A 16828-nucleotide genomic window follows, 5' to 3' on the forward strand; every position below is an offset into this window, starting at 1 on the left:
TCATGACGCTAGGGATGCAGGCGCTCGAGCAATCGCTGCGCATCCTGCGAACCCTGCCCGGCCGCCAGTTCCAGCCAATGCCGCGCTTGCTCGGCATCCTGCGGCAGGCACAGACGGGCGTATTCGAGTTGGGCAAGTCCATCCCCAGCCCGAGCCGCCTGACGCAACAGCTCGTGACCGATGCGTCGGTCGCGTGCATTGCCGCAATCGCGGCACAGCAACTGTCCCAAGCGACTCTGGGCAACCACCACGCCCCGACGCGCCGGCTGTTTGAGCAGGCGTCCGGCCAAGTGCTTGACGCTGGGCTTGACGCCCAGGCGGGGGCTGTCGAGTAGCCAGAGAGCGACTTTCAGCGAAAAGCGTTTGGAAAAGACGCTCGGTCCCGTATTAGGGCAATCGGCTTGGGAGGAGACACGAAACTTCATGACAGACAGCGATGGCAATTCGAAAAGCGCGCCACTCTACCGTTTTTTTTGCGTGAAGGCTCGATACGCGCCTGACAGCGCGGAAAAAAATATTTCATGGTTCTTTTCTTGACGTTTTTCAATCCAGCACTCGAGTGCGAGAGGGTGTTGACTCAAACGTCAGATATTTCCCAGGACGACTTGACATGCCCGTCCTAGAGCAACCCTGCAACACAATCCACAGATACTGTGGATAACTCGGTGGACAACCCCCCTTGCGTGCCCGCAAACCCTTATGGAATGGGGGCTTCAGTCAAACTGACGATTTTTTCACCAGCCAAAATAAGTGTTTTTTTTCATTGACTTAAGGTCGCAGTCAAGTCATTGGCGGCTTCTTGAGGGCGTGTTGCAATACGGTTACAAGTCGCGCCACGCGTGTGTACAACTGGGTACTGGCACTGGTCCGAGCGGGGATCGTTGCCACGCGTCACCCCACTATTCACCCGGTCGCCCACTTCACAGGAGCGCTTTCAGCAGCGATAATGGTTGGCCTGGCTGAATGATTTAAAAAAAGCTTGCATCGCTGCCAATACTTAGGTAGTGTGGCCACCGTTAGTACCAAGCTGAAATCAATTCTGGCCACCATGTCCTTGCGACTGCTCCCACCCCGGGTAGCCTCGCTGAAACCAGGACGGCCTACGCGATGATTCACTGAATGGCATACGCCACTCCAGCACGAATCAGCCAACGAACGATTGATCGGGATCTTCACCCATGGCCTCGAACCTGGCCCGTGGGATGCTGCCCGCCTTCCTAAGTACCTACCAGTCAGCCCGGCGCCTACATTGTGCTTGCGCTTTCTCTGGCTGCTCTGTTCCGGTCAGGTTTTTCGCCTCCCTTAATAAAGGCGTCACCGGAACGTTTCTATTGTGCACGGATCGAACCCGTGTCTTGAGCAGGAAACTCTAAAAAAATGACCAATCATCATCACATTCAGCGCGCATTCGGCACGCTTTCTCAGGCCTTCGCTCCACTGCAGTGCCTGATCGTTGCTCCCCGCAAGGGCAGCTTCAGCTTCACCCTGGTAGACGAACACGGCGTGGCATGCCACACCGAACGTCTTTACCCAGAGCAGTACACTGGCGCAGAGCCGCTGCAGGCGGTGATCGACCGCACGCGCCAGTCGCTGGTCGCATGAACGAATGGGCGAAGATTCGCCCCGTGAATGTGCCACTCTGATTGCTGCTAGTGCTGCACCGGGGTAATTGCCACAAGGCATATAGCCTGATCGCAGCGGCAGCAATCGATTTAAAAACAGCCCTTTACACCATGAATATCACACTAGACTTCAACTCGAGCGGTGCGAGCCGCTTCCGATGGGTGTGATCCTTCAGCCAGCTGCCAAGCTCCCCGCACCCATCGGTCCATGACAGTTCGAGGGCACCATGGGTATCGCTGCGAACGAATTGAGCCGTTATGTCATCCGCCCCACGCTGGTTTATCTGGGGCGCCACAACGCGAGCGCAGAAGCCTTGCTCCTGGGCGTCGCTGCCAGCCAATCTTGCCTTGGCCAGGCCTTGCACGATCGCCGTGGCCACGGGCTGTACCGCATCGGTGAGACGCGTCATCGAGCGCTGTGGGATTGTTACCTCGCCCGTGATCCGGAATTGGCCAGCCTGGTGCGCGGGCTGGCCAGTCAGCATGCCTTCCTTGGCGGTCCACATTTGGAACTGACCGTCAATCTGCGCTACGCCACCGCCATCGCCTGGATGCTTATCGAAGAACAGGCCACACCGCTCCCGGCCGCCGACGATGTGCTCGGTCTGGCCAGGATCTGGCGACAGACCTTTCATCCGCAAGGGCGCCTACGTGACTTCACCCAGGCGTGGGATTGCTGGGTAAACCCTAGGGTTGCGGAGCCATCATAGGAATCCTCTTACGAAAGATTCAGAATTGCGACTTATTTTGGTCGGATTGTCCTACAAAACAGCTCTATCTCCGCATATACAGCCTATGGCGTACTTCGCGATTTGTTGGTAGCTTTTGGCCCCGGAGATCCCAAGGAGTTCTAATAATGAAAACAGTCATGCTCAAAACCTCCCTCGGCGTCGCAATCGCGGTCGCCTCTAGCCAACTCTTCGCCAGCGGTTTCGCGCTCAACGAGCAAAGCGTCAGTGGTATGGGGACAGGTTTCGCGGGTCGTTCTTCGGCTGCTGACGACGCCAGCACCATCTACGGTAACCCTGCCGGCATGTCGCGCCTCAAGCGCGAACAGGTCACCGTAGGGGGCGCGGCAGTCATCGCCAAATCTGATATATCCGGTCGCGGCAGCAACCTGGGCGGGGAAACCGACGGTGACATGGTGCCGGTGGTCGGTGTGCCGATGGGTTATTACGTCAAGCCGCTCGACGACCACTGGAGCGTGGGCTTCGGCGTCTACGTGCCCTTCGGCCTGGTGACCGACTACGGCAGCGATGACGCTGCGCGCTATTGGGGCAAGAAGAGCCACGTTGAAGTGGTGACCTTCCAACCGACCATCAGCTATGCCTTCAACGACAAGGTGTCCATCGGTTTCGGTCCGACCATCAACCGGATCAAGGGTGAATTGGGTTCCAATACCATCAACCCCTTTACGCCGGGCCGCAACGATGGCGAAGTCAAGATCAAGGGTGACGACACGGCGGTCGGCTACAACATCGGTGTGATGGTGCAAGCCACTGACCGCACCCGTCTGGGCCTGACCTATCACTCGATGGTCGACTACAAGCTCGAAGGCAAGACCCGCGTCAACAACCCATTGATCGGACCATTCAGCGGTAGCAAGTTCGACGCCGAGCTGAAGATCAAGACACCTGAGTCGGTGGACTTCTCGGTCACCCACGAACTCGACGATCAGTGGACCCTCTATGCGGGCAGCACCTGGACGCGTTGGAGCCGGTTGAAAGACATCACCGTCAACAACGAGGTGCCTGCGCCGCTGGCAGCTCAATTCGGCACCATCAGCGAAGAGCAGAATTGGCACGACACCTGGGCGCATGCTGTGGGTGCTTCTTACAAGGTCAACAAGGAATGGACCTTGCGTACTGGCTTTACCGTCGACCAGTCGCCGACCAACAACCAGGATCGTTCGCCGCGCATCCCTACCGGCGATCGCAAGATCTTCAGCCTGGGGGCGGGTTACAGCCCGACCGACGACGTGACCATCGATGTGGCGTATTCCTACCTGTGGGAGGAAGACACCAAGGTGAACCTGGCCAGCCGGACCAAAGGGAGCTATCAGGCCAAGTATGAGAACAGCGCTCACGGGATTGGTGCTTCGCTGACTTATCGGTTCTGATTGGGGTTTTGAGGTTGTGAGAAGACCGCCCTTGTGGCGGTTTTTTCTTTGGGGCTTTTGGGGGCTGCTTTTCTTGGGGTGAAGATCCGGATTTTGAGGTGATGCTTGGTCACCTTTTCGCCCTTACGGCGACCTACTTTTTTTTCTTGGAAAAAAGTAGGCAAAAACCGCTTGCTTCCCGCATACGGCCCCTGCGCTGCGCGCAGGGGTTCCCTCGCGCCGGCGTCGCTCCGGGAGGACCGCGCTTAGGGACCCTCCTGGTCCCAAGCGCTTGACGGGCATCCATGCCCGTCACCTCCCTGCGCAACGCCTATGCTCGGCCTCCTGAGGTCGCGGTTGGCGGTGATTGGGCTACCGCGCACCAAGATCAAGATCAAGATCAAGATCAAGATCAACGGCAACGGCAACGGCAACGGCAACGGCAACGGCAACTCGATCGCGCAGCGCTCCGATAAATCTGCCCCACCGCCCTGCTTCTAAGCGCGCAATCGTAAAGACGCCGCCCATCGCGACCTCAGGAGGCCGAGCAGAGGTGGCATGGAGGGGGTTGACGGGCATGGATGCCCGTCAAGCGCTTGGGGCCATGGATGGCCCCTAAGCGCGGTACCCCCGGAGTGCCACCGGCGCGAGGGAACCCCGCAGCGCAGCGAAGGGGCCGTATGCGGGAGCAGGCGGTTTTTGCCCCCCTTTTTTCCAAGAAAAAAAGGGGGTCGCCGTAAAGGCGAAAAGGTGACTAAGCCTCACCAAAGCCAACGGATATTCACTCAAACCCAAACCCAAAACCCAAAACCCAAAACCCAAACTAAGGCCTAGACCCAATCGCCTTCTCAATAGCCCCAACAAACGCCGGATCATCCGGTTTAGTCAGACTGGAAAACTGCCCAATCACCTTCCCCCGACGATCCACCACATACTTATAGAAATTCCACTTCGGCGCACTACTCTGCCTGGCCAACTCAGCAAATAACGGAATGGCATCATCCCCCCGCACCGCCTGAGTCTTGGTCATGGTAAAGGTCACGCCATAATTGGCATAACACACCTTGGCCGTTTTCTCGCTATCAGCGTCTTCCTGTTTGAAATCATTGGAGGGCACTCCCAGCATTTCCAAACCCTGGTCATGATAGGCCTTATAGGTCGCCTCCAATCCTTCGAACTGCGGAGCGAACCCGCAATAGCTGGCCGTATTGATCACCACCAGCGGTTTGCCCGCATAGCGCTGGCAAAGATCCACCTGCCCCTTGCCCCGCAATTCCGGCAGGCTACCCTGCAACAACGCTGGACAGTCGGCCGCCCAACTGGAGGCGACAGCCGTAAAGGCCAAGGGCACTGCAAGCCAGCGAAGGCGCATAGTCTGATACTCCTGCAAGACGTTTCGTTAACCTAGCAGGTTAGCGCCTAACAGACTCCCATGCCCAATTGCATGAGCGCCAGTCCCCCGCGCTGCCAGCCCCACCACGCCAACGCCAGTAACAACAGGGCTCCCGCTGCTAGCCAGCCACGCAAGCCACAGCGCCTCACGCCGCAGCCTCCTGCAGACGCGCGACCGGCCGCTCGCGCACCGGCCAATTGAGCGCCGCCGCCAGCACACTGAGCAGGATGGAAATCTGCCAGACCACGTCGTAGCTGCCCGTGCGGTCGTACACCACACCCCCCATCCAGCCTCCCAGGAATGCCCCTAGTTGATGGAGCAGGAACACGATGCCACCGAGCATGGACAAGTTGCGGACCCCAAACACAGTCGCCACGGTGCCATTGGTCAGCGGCACCGTCGACAGCCACAGCAATCCCATGGCAATACCGAACAGGTAAGCGCTGAACGTAGTCACCGGCGCCAACAGGAACAACCCGATGACCACGGCCCTGAGCAGATAAAGACTGGTCAACAGACGCGGCTTGGACAGCCGCCCGCCGAGCCAACCGGCCGTGTAGGTGCCGACGACATTGAACAGCCCGACCAGCGCCAGCACCGTAGTCCCGGTACTTGCCGGCAAATGCTGGTCGACCAGATAGGCCGGCAGATGAACGCCGATGAACACCACCTGGAACCCGCAGACGAAGAAGCCCAGCGCCAGTAGCCAGAAGCCCGAATGCGAGCAGGCCTCGCGCAGTGCCTGACCCAAGGTCTGTTCGCCATCCAGGCGAGGCAGCGGACGGTCACGCAGCATACTGACCAAGGGCACGATCAACGCCACCAGCAAACCCAGCACCAGCAGCGCCGCCGACCAGCCCAACCATTGGATCAGGCCAAGCGTGCCGGGCAGCATGACGAACTGACCGAACGATCCCGCCGCGCTGGCGATGCCCATGGCCAGACTGCGCTGCTGAGGGGCTACCGCGCGGCCCACCACGCCCAGGATCACCGAGAACGAGGTGCCCGAAAGACCGATACCGATCAGCAGCCCAGCGCTGAGCGACAACGACCACAGCGAGTCGGCCATACCCATCAGCACCAGCCCCAGGGCATAGAGAATGCCACCGACGATCACCACGCGCGCCGCGCCCAGGCGGTCGGCCAAGGCACCGGCGAAAGGCTGGGCCAAGCCCCAGATCAGGTTCTGCAAGGCAATGGCGAAGGCGAAGACTTCACGGCCCCAGCCGAAGTCGGTGCTCATCGGCGCCAGGAACAAACCGAAACCGTGGCGCACGCCAAGCGACAGCGCCAGGATCAACGCAGCGCCAAGCAGCACCCAGCCACTGGTTCGCCAGAGGGAAGTCATTGTTGTTATCTCCAGGCATCACGAAAGGCGGGCGCCCAGGTCTGGTGCCGATTCGTCGAGGTCGTCGTGCGCCGCTCTGTGCAGCCCAACGACACAACGTGAGCGCCCCGTATCAGCCTCAAGCGTTTATACCGACTGATCGGGGCGTGCAAGCGTTTTCTATTGGGGGCCTGGGCCCAGGCGCTGCAGGATCGGCTGGAACAATGGCCCCGGGTGTCGCGACAACGGGTCCGGCTTACCCTCCTCGACTGCCTGCCAGTAACGCCACGAAACTTTGTCCGTACCCAGCTCGTAGTCCATTCCATCCCAGGCATCTTCGCGAAAGGCATAAAACGCCCAATGCAGGCGATAGCGATCGAGCGCCGCCAGCACGTCCTCCAGGTAAGCGCCACAGCCCGCCAAGCGGCGCATGCAGCCAAACTCGCCCACCACCAGTCGTGATACCGGCAATTCATGCTGCTGCGCCCAGCGTACGGGCTGCTGAAGGTAGTCGGCTACGCGTTGCTTGTCCCAGCGCTCGGTCCCCGCAGCGAAGGGTACGGTGCCCGGATACGCGTATGCACGATCGCCTGTGATACTCGGCGCGTACGTGGCCACGTAAGGTTCGTACATGTGCACGCTGTACAGCACCCGGCTATCTGCCAACGGCGTGGGCCAATAGCCAAAAGCGTCGGCCGCCGCGTACCAGCCAGCGTCGACCATCACCGGTGTCTTGTCGTCCACGGTGCGGATAGCCTCCAAGAGCGTGGCCGACAACGCGGGCAGATCCCTGGCACTGCCTTGGACTTGGTCATACCAGCGCTGCATGTCAGCCAGCGCGGCATGCTCGGCCAGACCGCCGCGCTTTTCAGGGGCTGGTTCATTGACCAGATTGAATGCAGCCACCGCTGGATGATCCTTCAGCGCCTTGGCCAGATCGCGCCAAAAAGCCGCGGATTGCTCCCAGTAGCGCTTGTCCTGCCATAGACGATCGTCAAATTGGTTCTGGTTGTTCTGCGCCCAGCGCATGCCCGGCAACGACAGGGGCGCGATGACCACTTTCAGGCCCGAGCGATGCGCACGATCCAGCACCGCCACCAAGGTCTGCAGATCGGCCTGAGCCAAACCCGCGTACTCATCGGCATCTCCCAGCAGGAAATCCCTTCCTGCGGGCTGCCACTTGTCATAGGACAATCGCACCCAGGACGCACCGTAGCCTTTCAAGGCGTCGAAATAGGCTTGATCCGGCGGCAGTCGATTGAAGCTGTTGGCGCCGTGGCGCGGTTCGTCCCAGAACGCAATCAGGTCGGCGGCCAACGCCGGAAGCGGGGTCAGGGCAAGCAAGCTGGCGAGCAGTCGGTCACGCATGGCGGGTGTCCTGATGAGTCGAAGAGCACCGAGCCTAGCCTGGCTAATCATGGGAAGTATCTGCTATGCATGAAGGGCGATTCCGAACTGACGCCTCCAGACCGATCAGCCCGCCAGCGCCAAACCGACTACGACGGCCAACTCGATCAACTCCAGCAGAGCCCCAGCGGTATCGCCCGTGGTGCCGCCCAGACGCCGGCACATCTGCCGACGCAGCCCGACGAACACCAGCAGCGCCAACAGGGCCACCCCTATCGCCGTCCAGCCACCAAGCACTACACAGACGGCCACGCTTCCCGCTAGCACTCCGCGCGCCGTGCGCCTAGGCAGGTGTTCCGCCAAGGCCGCCCCCAGACCGCCAGCCCGCACATAAGGCGTGCACAGGAACAGCCCGAGCAAGGCCGTGCGCCCCAGGATCGGCGCCAGCATCAGCCAGGCACCCGCTCCCCGCTCGACCAGCACCCACAGGGCACAGAACTTGAGCAGCAGCACCAGCATCAGCGTGACCACAGCGATCGGCCCGCTGCGCGGATCCTTCATGATCTGCAAGGTGCGCTCGCGATCGCCGAAGCCGCCCAGCCAGGCGTCGGCGCTGTCGGCCAGACCATCGAGGTGCAGCGCGCCACTGAGCAGCACCCAGAGCGCTAGCAGCAAGGCAGCCTGCAGCGGCGCCGGCGTGCTGTGCAACAACGCGCTGGCCGCCCACAGCAACACGCCGAACAACGCCCCGACTGCAGGGTAGAACAGCAGCGAACGTCCCATCTGCCGCGGCTCGGGCATGCCCGCCAGCGTCACCGGCAGGCTGCTCAAAAACTGCAAGGCAATCCAGAACGGCAGCATCACGCCCGCTCCGTCAACTGGCCGTCGGCCGCCACGTCCAGACGCCGCAACGCTCCGTGCCCGACCTCGACCTGCAGCAGCTGCTCGCGTGGCAAGCCACGCGCGCGCGCCAACAACAGGCGCATGACGCCGCCATGGGTCACCAGCAGCACACGCTGACCCGCATATCGACGCACCAACTGCTCGACGCTGCGCTGCACGCGCTCGGCGAAATGGCTGACCGGCTCACCGCCGGGCGGGGTGCAGCCGTAGGGATCGGCCCAGAAACGCCCGAGCAGATCGGCTTCGGTCTGCATGATCTGCGCCGCGCTGCGCCCCTCCCACTCGCCGAAATGCAATTCGCGCACCCCCGCCTCCACCTGCACCGGCAGCGCCAGGCGCTCGCCCAGTTCCTCGGCGAAGCGTGCGCAGCGCTGCAAGGGCGAGCTGACCAGCACGTCCCAGGGACCACCCTCGCTCACCGCTGCGCGCATCTGCGCCCAGCCCTGGGCGGTCAGGGCATCGTCCAGGCTGCCACGCAGCCCCCCACCGCATTCGGTTTCGCCATGGCGCAGCAGGTCGAGGATCATGCCGGGCGGTCCGCCACGGCCGCTTCGGCGAAAGTCGCCATCTGCCCGTGCAGCGCGCATGCCAGGCGCATCAGCGGCACCGCCAGCGCCGCACCGCTGCCTTCACCCAGGCGCAGACCAAGGGCCAGCAGCGGCTGGGCCTGCAGTGCTTCGAGCACGGCGCGGTGGCCTGGCTCCGCGCCCTGGTGGGCGAACAGCAGCCATGGCTGGCATTGCGGGTTGAGGCGCACGGCCAGCAGCGCGGCGACACTGCAGATGAAGCCGTCCACCAGCACCGCCACGCCCTGCTGGGCACAGGCCAGATAGGCCCCAGTCAATGCCGCGATCTCGAAGCCGCCGACGCAGGCCAAGACACGCAACGGCTCATCACCAGACAGCGCATGCAGCGCCAGCGCGCGCTGGATCACCTCGGCTTTGTGGTGCACGCCTGCGCTGTCCAAGCCTGTACCCGGACCGCTCAACAGGTTGGCCGCGCAGCCCAGCAAGGCGCTGGCCACGGCTGCCGCGGCCGTAGTGTTGCCGATGCCCATCTCACCACCGATGAACAACTGAGCGCCCTGCTTGGCAGCGCGCAGGGCGCTGTCGCGGCCGGCGCCTAATGCCGCCTGCAATTGCGCCTCGCTCATCGCCGGCTGGCGGGCGAAGTTGGCCGTGCCAGCGCCCAGGCGCAGGTGATGCACGCCCGGCAGTTGCAGGGTGGGATCGACAGTACCCAGGTCGATCACCTCCAGCGTCGCGCGCAGTTCGCGCGCCAGTACGCTGATCGCCGCGCCTCCACCGACGAAGTTACGCAGCATCTGCCCGGTCACGGCTTGTGGATAGGCGGAGATGCCCTCCTCCACCACACCATGGTCACCGGCGAAAAGGCTGATTGCCACGTGTTCCAGGCTCGGCCGCTCGCAGCCTTGCAAACCGGCGAGGGTGACCGCCAAGGTTTCCAGTTGGCCCAGCGAGCCGGCCGGCTTGGTCAATTGCTGCTGACGGGCGCGCGCCTGCTCCATGGCGTCAGGGTCGAAGGGATGGCAAGCATCGAGCCACCAGGAGGAAGTCATAGAGCAGGTCCTTTAAGCGTAAGAGGAAGGCCAGCGACCGTGAGCACGACACGCTCGCAGCGCTCGGCCACAGCCTGGTGCAGCCAGCCGGCCAGGTCGACGTAACGACGAGTCAGCTCGCCCATGGGCACTACGCCCAGGCCGCTTTCGTTGCTGACCAGAATCAACGTGCCCGGCAGACTGGCAAGGCCATCGAGCAGGGCGTCACGCTCCTGGGCCAGGCGCTGGGCATCGTCGAGCATCAGCAGATTGGTCAACCACAGGGTCAGGCAGTCCACCAGCAGACAGCGCCCTTCGGCCGCCTCGGCGCGCAACACCTGCGCCAGCGCCAAAGGCTCCTCGATCAGCCCCCAGTCGGCCGGGCGACGCTCGCGGTGCAGGCGCACGCGCTCGTTCATCTCGCCGTCCAGCGGCTCGCTGGTGGCGATGTAGGTGACCGGCAGGCCGCTGGCCACGGCCAGTTGTTCGGCCAGGCGACTCTTGCCCGAGCGGGCACCGCCGAGAATCAGGTTGCGCATGTCAGGCGACTCCACACAGTGCACGCAGATGCGCGGTATCCAAATGCTGTTCGACCAGGTCGGCCAAACGCTCGATGTCGCGCTCGCGCAGGGCGTGGTAGTCGACGCGCTCGACCGCCTCGAGCCCGGCCCAGCGCAGCAACGCCGCGCACGAATCGCTGCCCTCGAACAGGCCATGCAGGTAGGTGGCCAGGATCTGTCCGTCCGCACTCAGGGCACCGTCGGCGCGGCCATCGGCCAGCCGTAGTGCAGGCTGCTCCAGCGCCGGGCCCTGGGTGACGCCGGCATGGATCTCGTAGCCGCTCACCGCCGCCTGTTCCAGGCTCAGCACGCCGCTGACGTTGCGCAACTGCTTGTCGGCTTCCAGCACCGTCGCGTAGTCGAACAGCCCCAGGCCCTCGCTGCTCCCGGCCGGACCTTCCAGGCCCAGCGGATCGTGCACGTGCCGGCCGAGCATCTGCAAGCCGCCACAGATGCCGATCAGCTTGCCGCCGTAGCGCAGATGACGGGCGATGGCGCGCTCCCAGCCACACGCACGCAACTGGGCGAGGTCGCCACGTACGCTCTTGGAGCCGGGCAGGATGATCAGGTCGGCCGGCGGAATCGGTTGGCCGGGGCCGATGAACTGCACGTCCACCTGCGGGTGCAGGCGCAACGGGTCGAAGTCGGTGTGATTGCTGATGCGCGGCAGCACCGGCACGATCACCTTGAGCAGCCGATCGCCCTTGGTCGACTGGCGTCGATCAATGCCGTCCTCGGCTTCCAAGTGCAGGTCGGTGACGTAGGGCAACACCCCCAGTACCGGCTTGCCGGTGCGCTGCTCCAACCAGTCCAGCCCCGGCTGCAACAAGGCGATGTCACCGCGAAAGCGGTTGATGACGAACCCCTTCACCCGCGCCTGCTCGCTCGGAGAAAGCAGTTCCAAGGTGCCGACCAAATGGGCGAAGACCCCGCCGCGGTTGATGTCGGCGACCAGAATCACCGGGCAGTCCACCGCCTCGGCGAAGCCCATGTTGGCGATGTCGCCGGCCCGCAGGTTGATCTCGGCCGGCGAGCCGGCACCTTCGACCATCACCACGGGATAGGCCGCACTCAGGCGTTGGTGCGAAGCCAGTACCGCTTGCAGGGCGATGGCTTTGTAGTCGTGGTAGGCGACCGCGTTCATGCTGGTCACCGCGCGGCCATGGACGATCACCTGCGCGCCGGTATCGCTGTTGGGCTTGAGCAGCACCGGGTTCATGTCGGTGTGCGGCGCCAGGTTGCAGGCCTGGGCCTGCACCGCCTGGGCCCGGCCGATCTCGCCGCCGTCGGCGGTCACGGCGCTGTTGAGGGCCATGTTCTGTGGCTTGAAGGGCACCACGGCGACGCCCTGGCGCAGCAGCCAGCGGCACAACGCGGTGACCAAGGTGCTCTTGCCAGCATCGGAAGTGGTGCCTTGCACCATGAGGGTCGTCATGCCGATTCCTTGTGATAAGCCTGCAAGGCCTGACGCAGGCGCTGTTCGTCCGCCGCATCGGCAGGCAAGCCGAAGCGCAGCGCCGAGGGCGTCTCGAACAGGCGTACGAGAATACCGCGACGGGCGAGGAAGTCCTGCAACTGCGCGGCGCATGGATGGCGCAGGTACTGGAACAGGTCGCAACCGCCGCTGACCGGCAACGCGCAGCCCTCGAGCAGCGTGGCGAGTCGCGCGCTGGCCTGAGCACAGCGCTCGATCTGCGCCCGCTGCTGCTCGACGTCGGCCAGGCAGGCCTGGCCGACGATACGGGCCGGACCACTGACCGTCCAAGGCCCCAACGCGTGGGCCAGTGCTTGCAGCAGCGATGCTTCGGCCATCACGAAACCCAGCCGCACACCGGCCAGGCCGAAGAATTTGCCGAACGAGCGCAACACGATCAGCCCGGCGCGCCCGGCCTGATCGACCACGCTGAGGGCCGGCGTGTTGTCCATGAACGCTTCGTCCACCACCAGCCAACCGCCGCGCCGGGCCAGACGCGCATGCCAGTCGAGCAACTGTTCGCGCGACACGCAGCGTCCGGTGGGGTTGTTGGGGTTGACCAGCACCAGCACATCGAGGCTGTCCAGGGCGTCCTCGACCTGGGTTTCGTCGAACTCCAGCAGGCGATGTCCGGCCTGGCGCCAAGCCTGTGGATGCTCGGCGTAACAGGGCCAGAGCACGCCGACCCGACCTCGCGGGCGCAGTGGCGGCAGCGCCTGAATCGCTGCCTGCGAACCGGCCACGGCAAGCAGTTGCGCCACGCCGTAGTAGCTGCGCGCCGCCTGCTCCAAGCCGTCCTCGACTTCGGGCAGCCGCGCCCAGGCCTGCGCCGGGACTTCAGGAATGGGGAATGACCACGGCGCGATGCCGCTGGACAGGTCGAGCCAGTCCTGACGCGCGATGCCGTATTCGCGTACCGCGCGCAACAAACGTCCACCGTGTTCAAGCATACAGCCAGGCTCCCAGGCAGATCACCAGCAACCACAGCCAGACACCGCGCTGCACCAAGCTCCAGCCACGCTCGATGGCGTCGGCGTCGGCCGCCAGCCCTTCACCCAGCCGCGCACGGTCGTGCAGCTCGCCGTGATACACCGCCGGGCCACCCAACTCGACACCCAGGGCGCCGGCGCCGGCGGCCATCACCGGGCCGGCATTGGGGCTGTCCCAGTGCGGCGCCTGGTTGCGCCAGCAGCGCAGCGCCAGACGGGTCTTGCCGAGCAGCGCGTAGGTCAGTGCCACCAAACGAGCGGGCACATAGTTCAGGGCATCGTCGATGCGCGCCGCCGCCCAGCCGAAGCGCTCGAAGCGCGCCGTGCGGTAGCCCCACATGGCATCCAGGGTATTGCTCAGGCGATACAGCACCACACCGGGCGCACCGGCCACGACGAACCAGAACAGCGCGGCGAACACCGCATCACTGCCATTTTCCAGCACCGATTCGGTGGCGGCGCGGGCCACGGCGGGAGCATCCAGCTCGGAGGTTTCCCGGCTGACCAGGTAGCCCACGCGCCGCCGCGCTTCGTCCAGGTCACCCTGGCGCAGGGCCTGGGCCACTGGCAGCACGTGCTCGCCCAGGCTGCGCATGCCCAGCGCGCAGTACAATGCCAAGGCTTCCACCAGCCAGCCGATGACCGGCAGCCAGGACAGGATCAGCGCCAGCAGGGTCAGCGGCACCACCGCCAGGAACCAGGCGCTGACGCCGTGGCTGCGCCAACCCCGTCCGCCGGCGTTCAGGCGCTGCTCCAAACGGGCGGCGAAGTTGCCGAAGGCCACCAATGGATGGCGTCGCTGCGGCTCGCCCAGCAGCGCGTCCAGCGCGACGCCCGCCACGGTCAGCAAGGCGATGCTCATGCCGGGGTCCCCCACTGGTTCTCGTAGAGCATCTCACTCAGCGGGCGTTCGCGGGCCCAGTCCTCCAGCACCAGCATCGGCGCCTCGTAGAACTGCGCCACCGGGCCCAGGCACAGCACGGCCACCGGCTGGGCACCGGCCGGCATGCCCAGCAGTTCGGCCAGCGCCTGCGGGTCGAACAGCGACACCCAGCCCATGCCCAGCCCCTCGGCGCGGGCGGCCAGCCACAGGTTCTGGATGGCGCAGGCGATCGAAGCCAAGTCCATTTCCGGCAGCGTGCGACGGCCAAAGATGTGCGGCTCACGCTGATCCATCAAGGCCGCGACCAGCACTTCAGCGCACTCACCGATGCCCTCGACCTTAAGTTTCATGAAGTCGTCGGAGCGCTCGCCGAGCGCCTCTGCGGTGAGCACTCGCTCCTGCTCCACCAGTGCCTGGATGCGCGCGCGCAGCGTGGGCTGGCTGATGCGGATGAAACGCCACGGCTGCATCAGACCGACACTGGGTGCCTGATGCGCGGCCGCCAGCAGCCGGGCGAGCAGCGTCGGCGCCACCTCGCCGCCGATGAAGTGACGCATGTCGCGACGCTCGCCAATGACGCGATAGACCGCCGCGCGCTCGGCCGCACTGAAGGCATGTGGGTTCATGGTCGCAACAGCGCCGCCGCCGCCTCTGGATTGGAAGGAAAATAGAAGTGCACGTAAGAGGCCGTCAGCCGGCCCTGTCGATAGACTGCTTCGTTGCCGCGTCCACCGTTGGGACTCTGGCCCCGGGCGATGGGAACCAGGTCGGTGCTGGTCAGCGAGTGGTGGTAGGTGTGGCCACGCAGCGCACCCTCGGGCAACTCGACCGTCTGCAGCGCCAGTGCGGCCAGACGCTTCTGCATCACCGCTTCGCCGGGCAGCAGGCCGAGCAGCTCGGCGCGCTCGCCGGACACGTCGGTCAAGGTCTCGAGTAGATAAAGCATGCCACCACATTCGGCGAGCAACGGCTTGCCCTGCGCATGATGGGCACGGATCGCCTGGCACATCGGCGTGTTGGCCGCCAGGGCAAGGTGATGGAGCTCGGGGTAGCCACCCGGCAGATACAGACTGTCGACCATCGGCAACTGGCTATCATGCAGCGGTGAAAAGAACACCAGTTCGGCGCCCTGGTCGCGCAGTAAATCGAGGTTGGCGCCATAGAGGAAGGCGAAAGCCTCGTCGCGGGCCACGCCGATGCGCACGCCGGCCAGGCTGGCCTGCCGCCGCTGGGCCGGCGGTTCGACGAAACTCACCGGTGGCGGCAGGGCTGCATCGCAACTGGCGCCCAACGCCTCGGCAGCGGCATCCAGGCGTGCGTCCAGGTCGTTCAGCTCGCTGGCCTGGACCAGCCCCAGATGACGACTGGGCAGCTCGATGCCGCGCTCGCGGGAAAGCCCACCGTACCAACGCAGGCCTTCGGTCAGGCTGCCTTCGAGCAGTTGCGCGTGGCGCAGGCTGCCTACGCGGTTGGCCAACACGCCGGCAAACGGCAGGTCGGGCTGATAGCGCGCCAGGCCCAAGGCCAGGGCGCCGAAGGTCTGGGCCATGGCGGTGCCGTCGATCACCGCCAGCACCGGCACGCCGAAATGCCGCGCCAGATCAGCGCTCGAGGGCGTGCCGTCGAACAGGCCCATCACACCTTCGATCAGGATCAGGTCGGCATCGGCAGCCGCCTCCCACAACAGGCGACGGCTTTCGGCCTCGCCGATCATCCACATGTCCAACTGATACACCGGCGCGCCGCTGGCCCGCTCGTGGATCATAGGATCAAGAAAGTCAGGCCCGCACTTGAACACGCGCACCCGGCGTCCAAGGTTGCGATGCAGACGCGCCAGGGCGGCGGTGACGGTGGTCTTGCCCTGGCCGGAGGCAGGGGCTGCGATCAACACCGCCGGGCATTGCCGAGTGCCTGGGGTCACAGCTCGACGCCCTTTTGCGCGCGGATTCCGGCCTGGAAGGCGTGCTTGAGCATACCCATCTCGGTGACGGTATCGGCCAGTTCGATCATTTCCGGCTTGGCGCCGCGGCCGGTGACGATGACATGCTGCATCGGTGGCCGTGCCTGAATATCGGACAGGACCTGATCCAGCTCCAGATAGCCATGCTTGAGAGCGATGTTGAGTTCATCGAGCACCACGAACTGCACGCCAGGGTCTTGCAGCAGCGCGCGTGACACCTCCCAGGCGGCTTCGGCGGCAGCGATGTCACGCTGACGGTCCTGGGTTTCCCAGGTGAAGCCCTCACCCATCACGTGATAACGCACCTGCTCGGGGAACCGCCGGAAGAACAGCTCTTCGCCGGTGCTGTTGCGGCCCTTGATGAACTGCACCACACCGCACTGCATGCCGTGGCCCATGGCGCGGGCGAGCATACCGAACGCCGAGCTGCTCTTGCCCTTGCCGTTGCCGGTGAGCACCAACAGCAGGCCGCATTCGTTGGGGGAGTTGGCGATGCGTTCGTCGATCACCGCCTTCTTGCGCTGCATGCGCGCCAGGTGGCGTTCGTCGCGTTCGGGGGATTCGTTCATGTGGGTACTCCGCAAGCTGTCGACGCGCCGGTCGGGCACTCGCGGGTGGGCACCAGGCAGCGACAGGTAATCAAGGCAGGCAGGTGCAGACGGGAGCACGCAATGGCCGCGGACAGACCACGGGACCGCGCGCATCACCCTCCGT

The 16828-nt window shown here is 64.3% G+C and carries 18 protein-coding genes; 4 read left to right on the top strand and 14 right to left on the bottom strand.

The window, feature by feature from the left end:
- Positions 1-8 precede the first annotated feature (8 nt).
- Entirely contained in the window at positions 9-425 is a 417-nt protein-coding gene (locus tag NJ69_RS22420; protein WP_080754750.1) for a tetratricopeptide repeat protein, read from the bottom strand.
- Positions 426-1377: 952 nt separating this feature from the next.
- Between NJ69_RS22420 and NJ69_RS12195 the strand changes: the two genes are divergently transcribed.
- The 4 genes from NJ69_RS12195 to NJ69_RS22635 all read left to right on the top strand — a co-directional run bounded on the left by NJ69_RS12195 (position 1378) and on the right by NJ69_RS22635 (position 4221).
- Positions 1378-1602 carry a hypothetical protein gene (locus NJ69_RS12195; RefSeq protein ID WP_039579408.1) on the top strand — a complete coding sequence of 75 codons (225 nt, stop codon included), beginning with the start codon at positions 1378-1380 and terminating at the stop codon, positions 1600-1602.
- A gap of 247 nt (positions 1603-1849) precedes the next feature.
- On the top strand, positions 1850-2332 hold the full coding sequence (locus NJ69_RS22425) for a hypothetical protein (RefSeq protein WP_029612001.1): 483 nt from the start codon (positions 1850-1852) through the stop codon (positions 2330-2332).
- Positions 2333-2478: 146 nt separating this feature from the next.
- The gene (locus NJ69_RS12205) at positions 2479-3741 is read left to right on the top strand and encodes an OmpP1/FadL family transporter (protein ID WP_039579414.1); all 1263 of its coding nucleotides are present in this window, start codon (positions 2479-2481) and stop codon (positions 3739-3741) included.
- Between the two features lie 312 nt (positions 3742-4053).
- Positions 4054-4221: a hypothetical protein gene (locus NJ69_RS22635; RefSeq protein ID WP_348529581.1), complete on the top strand. Its 168-nt coding sequence runs from the start codon at positions 4054-4056 to the stop codon at positions 4219-4221.
- Positions 4222-4543: 322 nt separating this feature from the next.
- Here NJ69_RS22635 and NJ69_RS12210 read toward each other — a convergent pair whose 3' ends face one another.
- From NJ69_RS12210 to cobO, 13 genes are all read right to left on the bottom strand, one after another.
- Complete coding sequence (locus NJ69_RS12210) at positions 4544-5092, bottom strand: glutathione peroxidase (protein ID WP_029611850.1); 549 nt, start codon at positions 5090-5092, stop codon at positions 4544-4546.
- Between the two features lie 166 nt (positions 5093-5258).
- Positions 5259-6461: an MFS transporter gene (locus NJ69_RS12215; protein ID WP_039579417.1), complete on the bottom strand. Its 1203-nt coding sequence runs from the start codon at positions 6459-6461 to the stop codon at positions 5259-5261.
- 159 nt (positions 6462-6620) lie between these two features.
- Positions 6621-7808 carry a glycoside hydrolase family 5 protein gene (locus NJ69_RS12220; protein ID WP_039579420.1) on the bottom strand — a complete coding sequence of 396 codons (1188 nt, stop codon included), beginning with the start codon at positions 7806-7808 and terminating at the stop codon, positions 6621-6623.
- 105 nt (positions 7809-7913) lie between these two features.
- Positions 7914-8648: an adenosylcobinamide-GDP ribazoletransferase gene (locus NJ69_RS12225; protein WP_029611852.1), complete on the bottom strand. Its 735-nt coding sequence runs from the start codon at positions 8646-8648 to the stop codon at positions 7914-7916.
- Positions 8648-9217 carry an alpha-ribazole phosphatase family protein gene (gene cobC / locus NJ69_RS12230; RefSeq protein ID WP_039579422.1) on the bottom strand — a complete coding sequence of 190 codons (570 nt, stop codon included), beginning with the start codon at positions 9215-9217 and terminating at the stop codon, positions 8648-8650. Before cobC ends, NJ69_RS12225 begins: the two co-directional genes overlap by 1 nt.
- Positions 9214-10269 (bottom strand): nicotinate-nucleotide--dimethylbenzimidazole phosphoribosyltransferase, encoded by a 1056-nt coding sequence (cobT, locus tag NJ69_RS12235; RefSeq protein ID WP_039579425.1) that lies wholly within the window; start codon positions 10267-10269, stop codon positions 9214-9216. The genes cobC and cobT overlap by 4 nt, the downstream gene beginning before the upstream one ends.
- Positions 10266-10787 (bottom strand): bifunctional adenosylcobinamide kinase/adenosylcobinamide-phosphate guanylyltransferase, encoded by a 522-nt coding sequence (cobU, locus tag NJ69_RS12240; RefSeq protein WP_029611855.1) that lies wholly within the window; start codon positions 10785-10787, stop codon positions 10266-10268. Before cobU ends, cobT begins: the two co-directional genes overlap by 4 nt.
- 1 nt (position 10788) lies before the next feature.
- Entirely contained in the window at positions 10789-12243 is a 1455-nt protein-coding gene (locus NJ69_RS12245; RefSeq protein ID WP_029611856.1) for a cobyric acid synthase, read from the bottom strand.
- Positions 12240-13232 carry a threonine-phosphate decarboxylase CobD gene (gene cobD / locus NJ69_RS12250; RefSeq protein WP_039579428.1) on the bottom strand — a complete coding sequence of 331 codons (993 nt, stop codon included), beginning with the start codon at positions 13230-13232 and terminating at the stop codon, positions 12240-12242. Before cobD ends, NJ69_RS12245 begins: the two co-directional genes overlap by 4 nt.
- Positions 13225-14133 carry an adenosylcobinamide-phosphate synthase CbiB gene (gene cbiB, locus NJ69_RS12255; RefSeq protein WP_029611858.1) on the bottom strand — a complete coding sequence of 303 codons (909 nt, stop codon included), beginning with the start codon at positions 14131-14133 and terminating at the stop codon, positions 13225-13227. Before cbiB ends, cobD begins: the two co-directional genes overlap by 8 nt.
- A complete protein-coding gene (gene bluB, locus NJ69_RS12260; RefSeq protein WP_029611859.1) occupies positions 14130-14780 on the bottom strand; it encodes a 5,6-dimethylbenzimidazole synthase in 651 nt (216 codons plus the stop codon). The genes cbiB and bluB overlap by 4 nt, the downstream gene beginning before the upstream one ends.
- Positions 14777-16075: a cobyrinate a,c-diamide synthase gene (locus NJ69_RS12265; protein WP_245219445.1), complete on the bottom strand. Its 1299-nt coding sequence runs from the start codon at positions 16073-16075 to the stop codon at positions 14777-14779. The genes bluB and NJ69_RS12265 overlap by 4 nt, the downstream gene beginning before the upstream one ends.
- Positions 16072-16683 (bottom strand): cob(I)yrinic acid a,c-diamide adenosyltransferase, encoded by a 612-nt coding sequence (gene cobO / locus NJ69_RS12270; protein ID WP_039579434.1) that lies wholly within the window; start codon positions 16681-16683, stop codon positions 16072-16074. The genes NJ69_RS12265 and cobO overlap by 4 nt, the downstream gene beginning before the upstream one ends.
- Positions 16684-16828: the final 145 nt, after the last annotated feature.

It is taken from the genome of Pseudomonas parafulva (assembly GCF_000800255.1).
Taxonomy (GTDB): Bacteria; Pseudomonadota; Gammaproteobacteria; order Pseudomonadales; family Pseudomonadaceae; genus Aquipseudomonas; species Aquipseudomonas boreofloridensis.

Excerpts from the sequence above, each read along its gene's own strand:
- NJ69_RS22420 (WP_080754750.1), bottom strand. The coding sequence starts at position 425 with ATGAAGTTTCGTGTCTCCTCCCAAGCCGATTGCCCTAATACGGGACCG.
- NJ69_RS12195 (WP_039579408.1), top strand. The coding sequence starts at position 1,378 with ATGACCAATCATCATCACATTCAGCGCGCATTCGGCACGCTTTCTCAG.
- NJ69_RS22425 (WP_029612001.1), top strand. The coding sequence starts at position 1,850 with ATGGGTATCGCTGCGAACGAATTGAGCCGTTATGTCATCCGCCCCACG.
- NJ69_RS12205 (WP_039579414.1), top strand. The coding sequence starts at position 2,479 with ATGAAAACAGTCATGCTCAAAACCTCCCTCGGCGTCGCAATCGCGGTC.
- NJ69_RS22635 (WP_348529581.1), top strand. The coding sequence starts at position 4,054 with ATGCTCGGCCTCCTGAGGTCGCGGTTGGCGGTGATTGGGCTACCGCGC.
- NJ69_RS12210 (WP_029611850.1), bottom strand. The coding sequence starts at position 5,092 with ATGCGCCTTCGCTGGCTTGCAGTGCCCTTGGCCTTTACGGCTGTCGCC.
- NJ69_RS12215 (WP_039579417.1), bottom strand. The coding sequence starts at position 6,461 with ATGACTTCCCTCTGGCGAACCAGTGGCTGGGTGCTGCTTGGCGCTGCG.
- NJ69_RS12220 (WP_039579420.1), bottom strand. The coding sequence starts at position 7,808 with ATGCGTGACCGACTGCTCGCCAGCTTGCTTGCCCTGACCCCGCTTCCG.
- NJ69_RS12225 (WP_029611852.1), bottom strand. The coding sequence starts at position 8,648 with ATGCTGCCGTTCTGGATTGCCTTGCAGTTTTTGAGCAGCCTGCCGGTG.
- cobC (WP_039579422.1), bottom strand. The coding sequence starts at position 9,217 with ATGATCCTCGACCTGCTGCGCCATGGCGAAACCGAATGCGGTGGGGGG.
- cobT (WP_039579425.1), bottom strand. The coding sequence starts at position 10,269 with ATGACTTCCTCCTGGTGGCTCGATGCTTGCCATCCCTTCGACCCTGAC.
- cobU (WP_029611855.1), bottom strand. The coding sequence starts at position 10,787 with ATGCGCAACCTGATTCTCGGCGGTGCCCGCTCGGGCAAGAGTCGCCTG.
- NJ69_RS12245 (WP_029611856.1), bottom strand. The coding sequence starts at position 12,243 with ATGACGACCCTCATGGTGCAAGGCACCACTTCCGATGCTGGCAAGAGC.
- cobD (WP_039579428.1), bottom strand. The coding sequence starts at position 13,232 with ATGCTTGAACACGGTGGACGTTTGTTGCGCGCGGTACGCGAATACGGC.
- cbiB (WP_029611858.1), bottom strand. The coding sequence starts at position 14,133 with ATGAGCATCGCCTTGCTGACCGTGGCGGGCGTCGCGCTGGACGCGCTG.
- bluB (WP_029611859.1), bottom strand. The coding sequence starts at position 14,780 with ATGAACCCACATGCCTTCAGTGCGGCCGAGCGCGCGGCGGTCTATCGC.
- cobO (WP_039579434.1), bottom strand. The coding sequence starts at position 16,683 with ATGAACGAATCCCCCGAACGCGACGAACGCCACCTGGCGCGCATGCAG.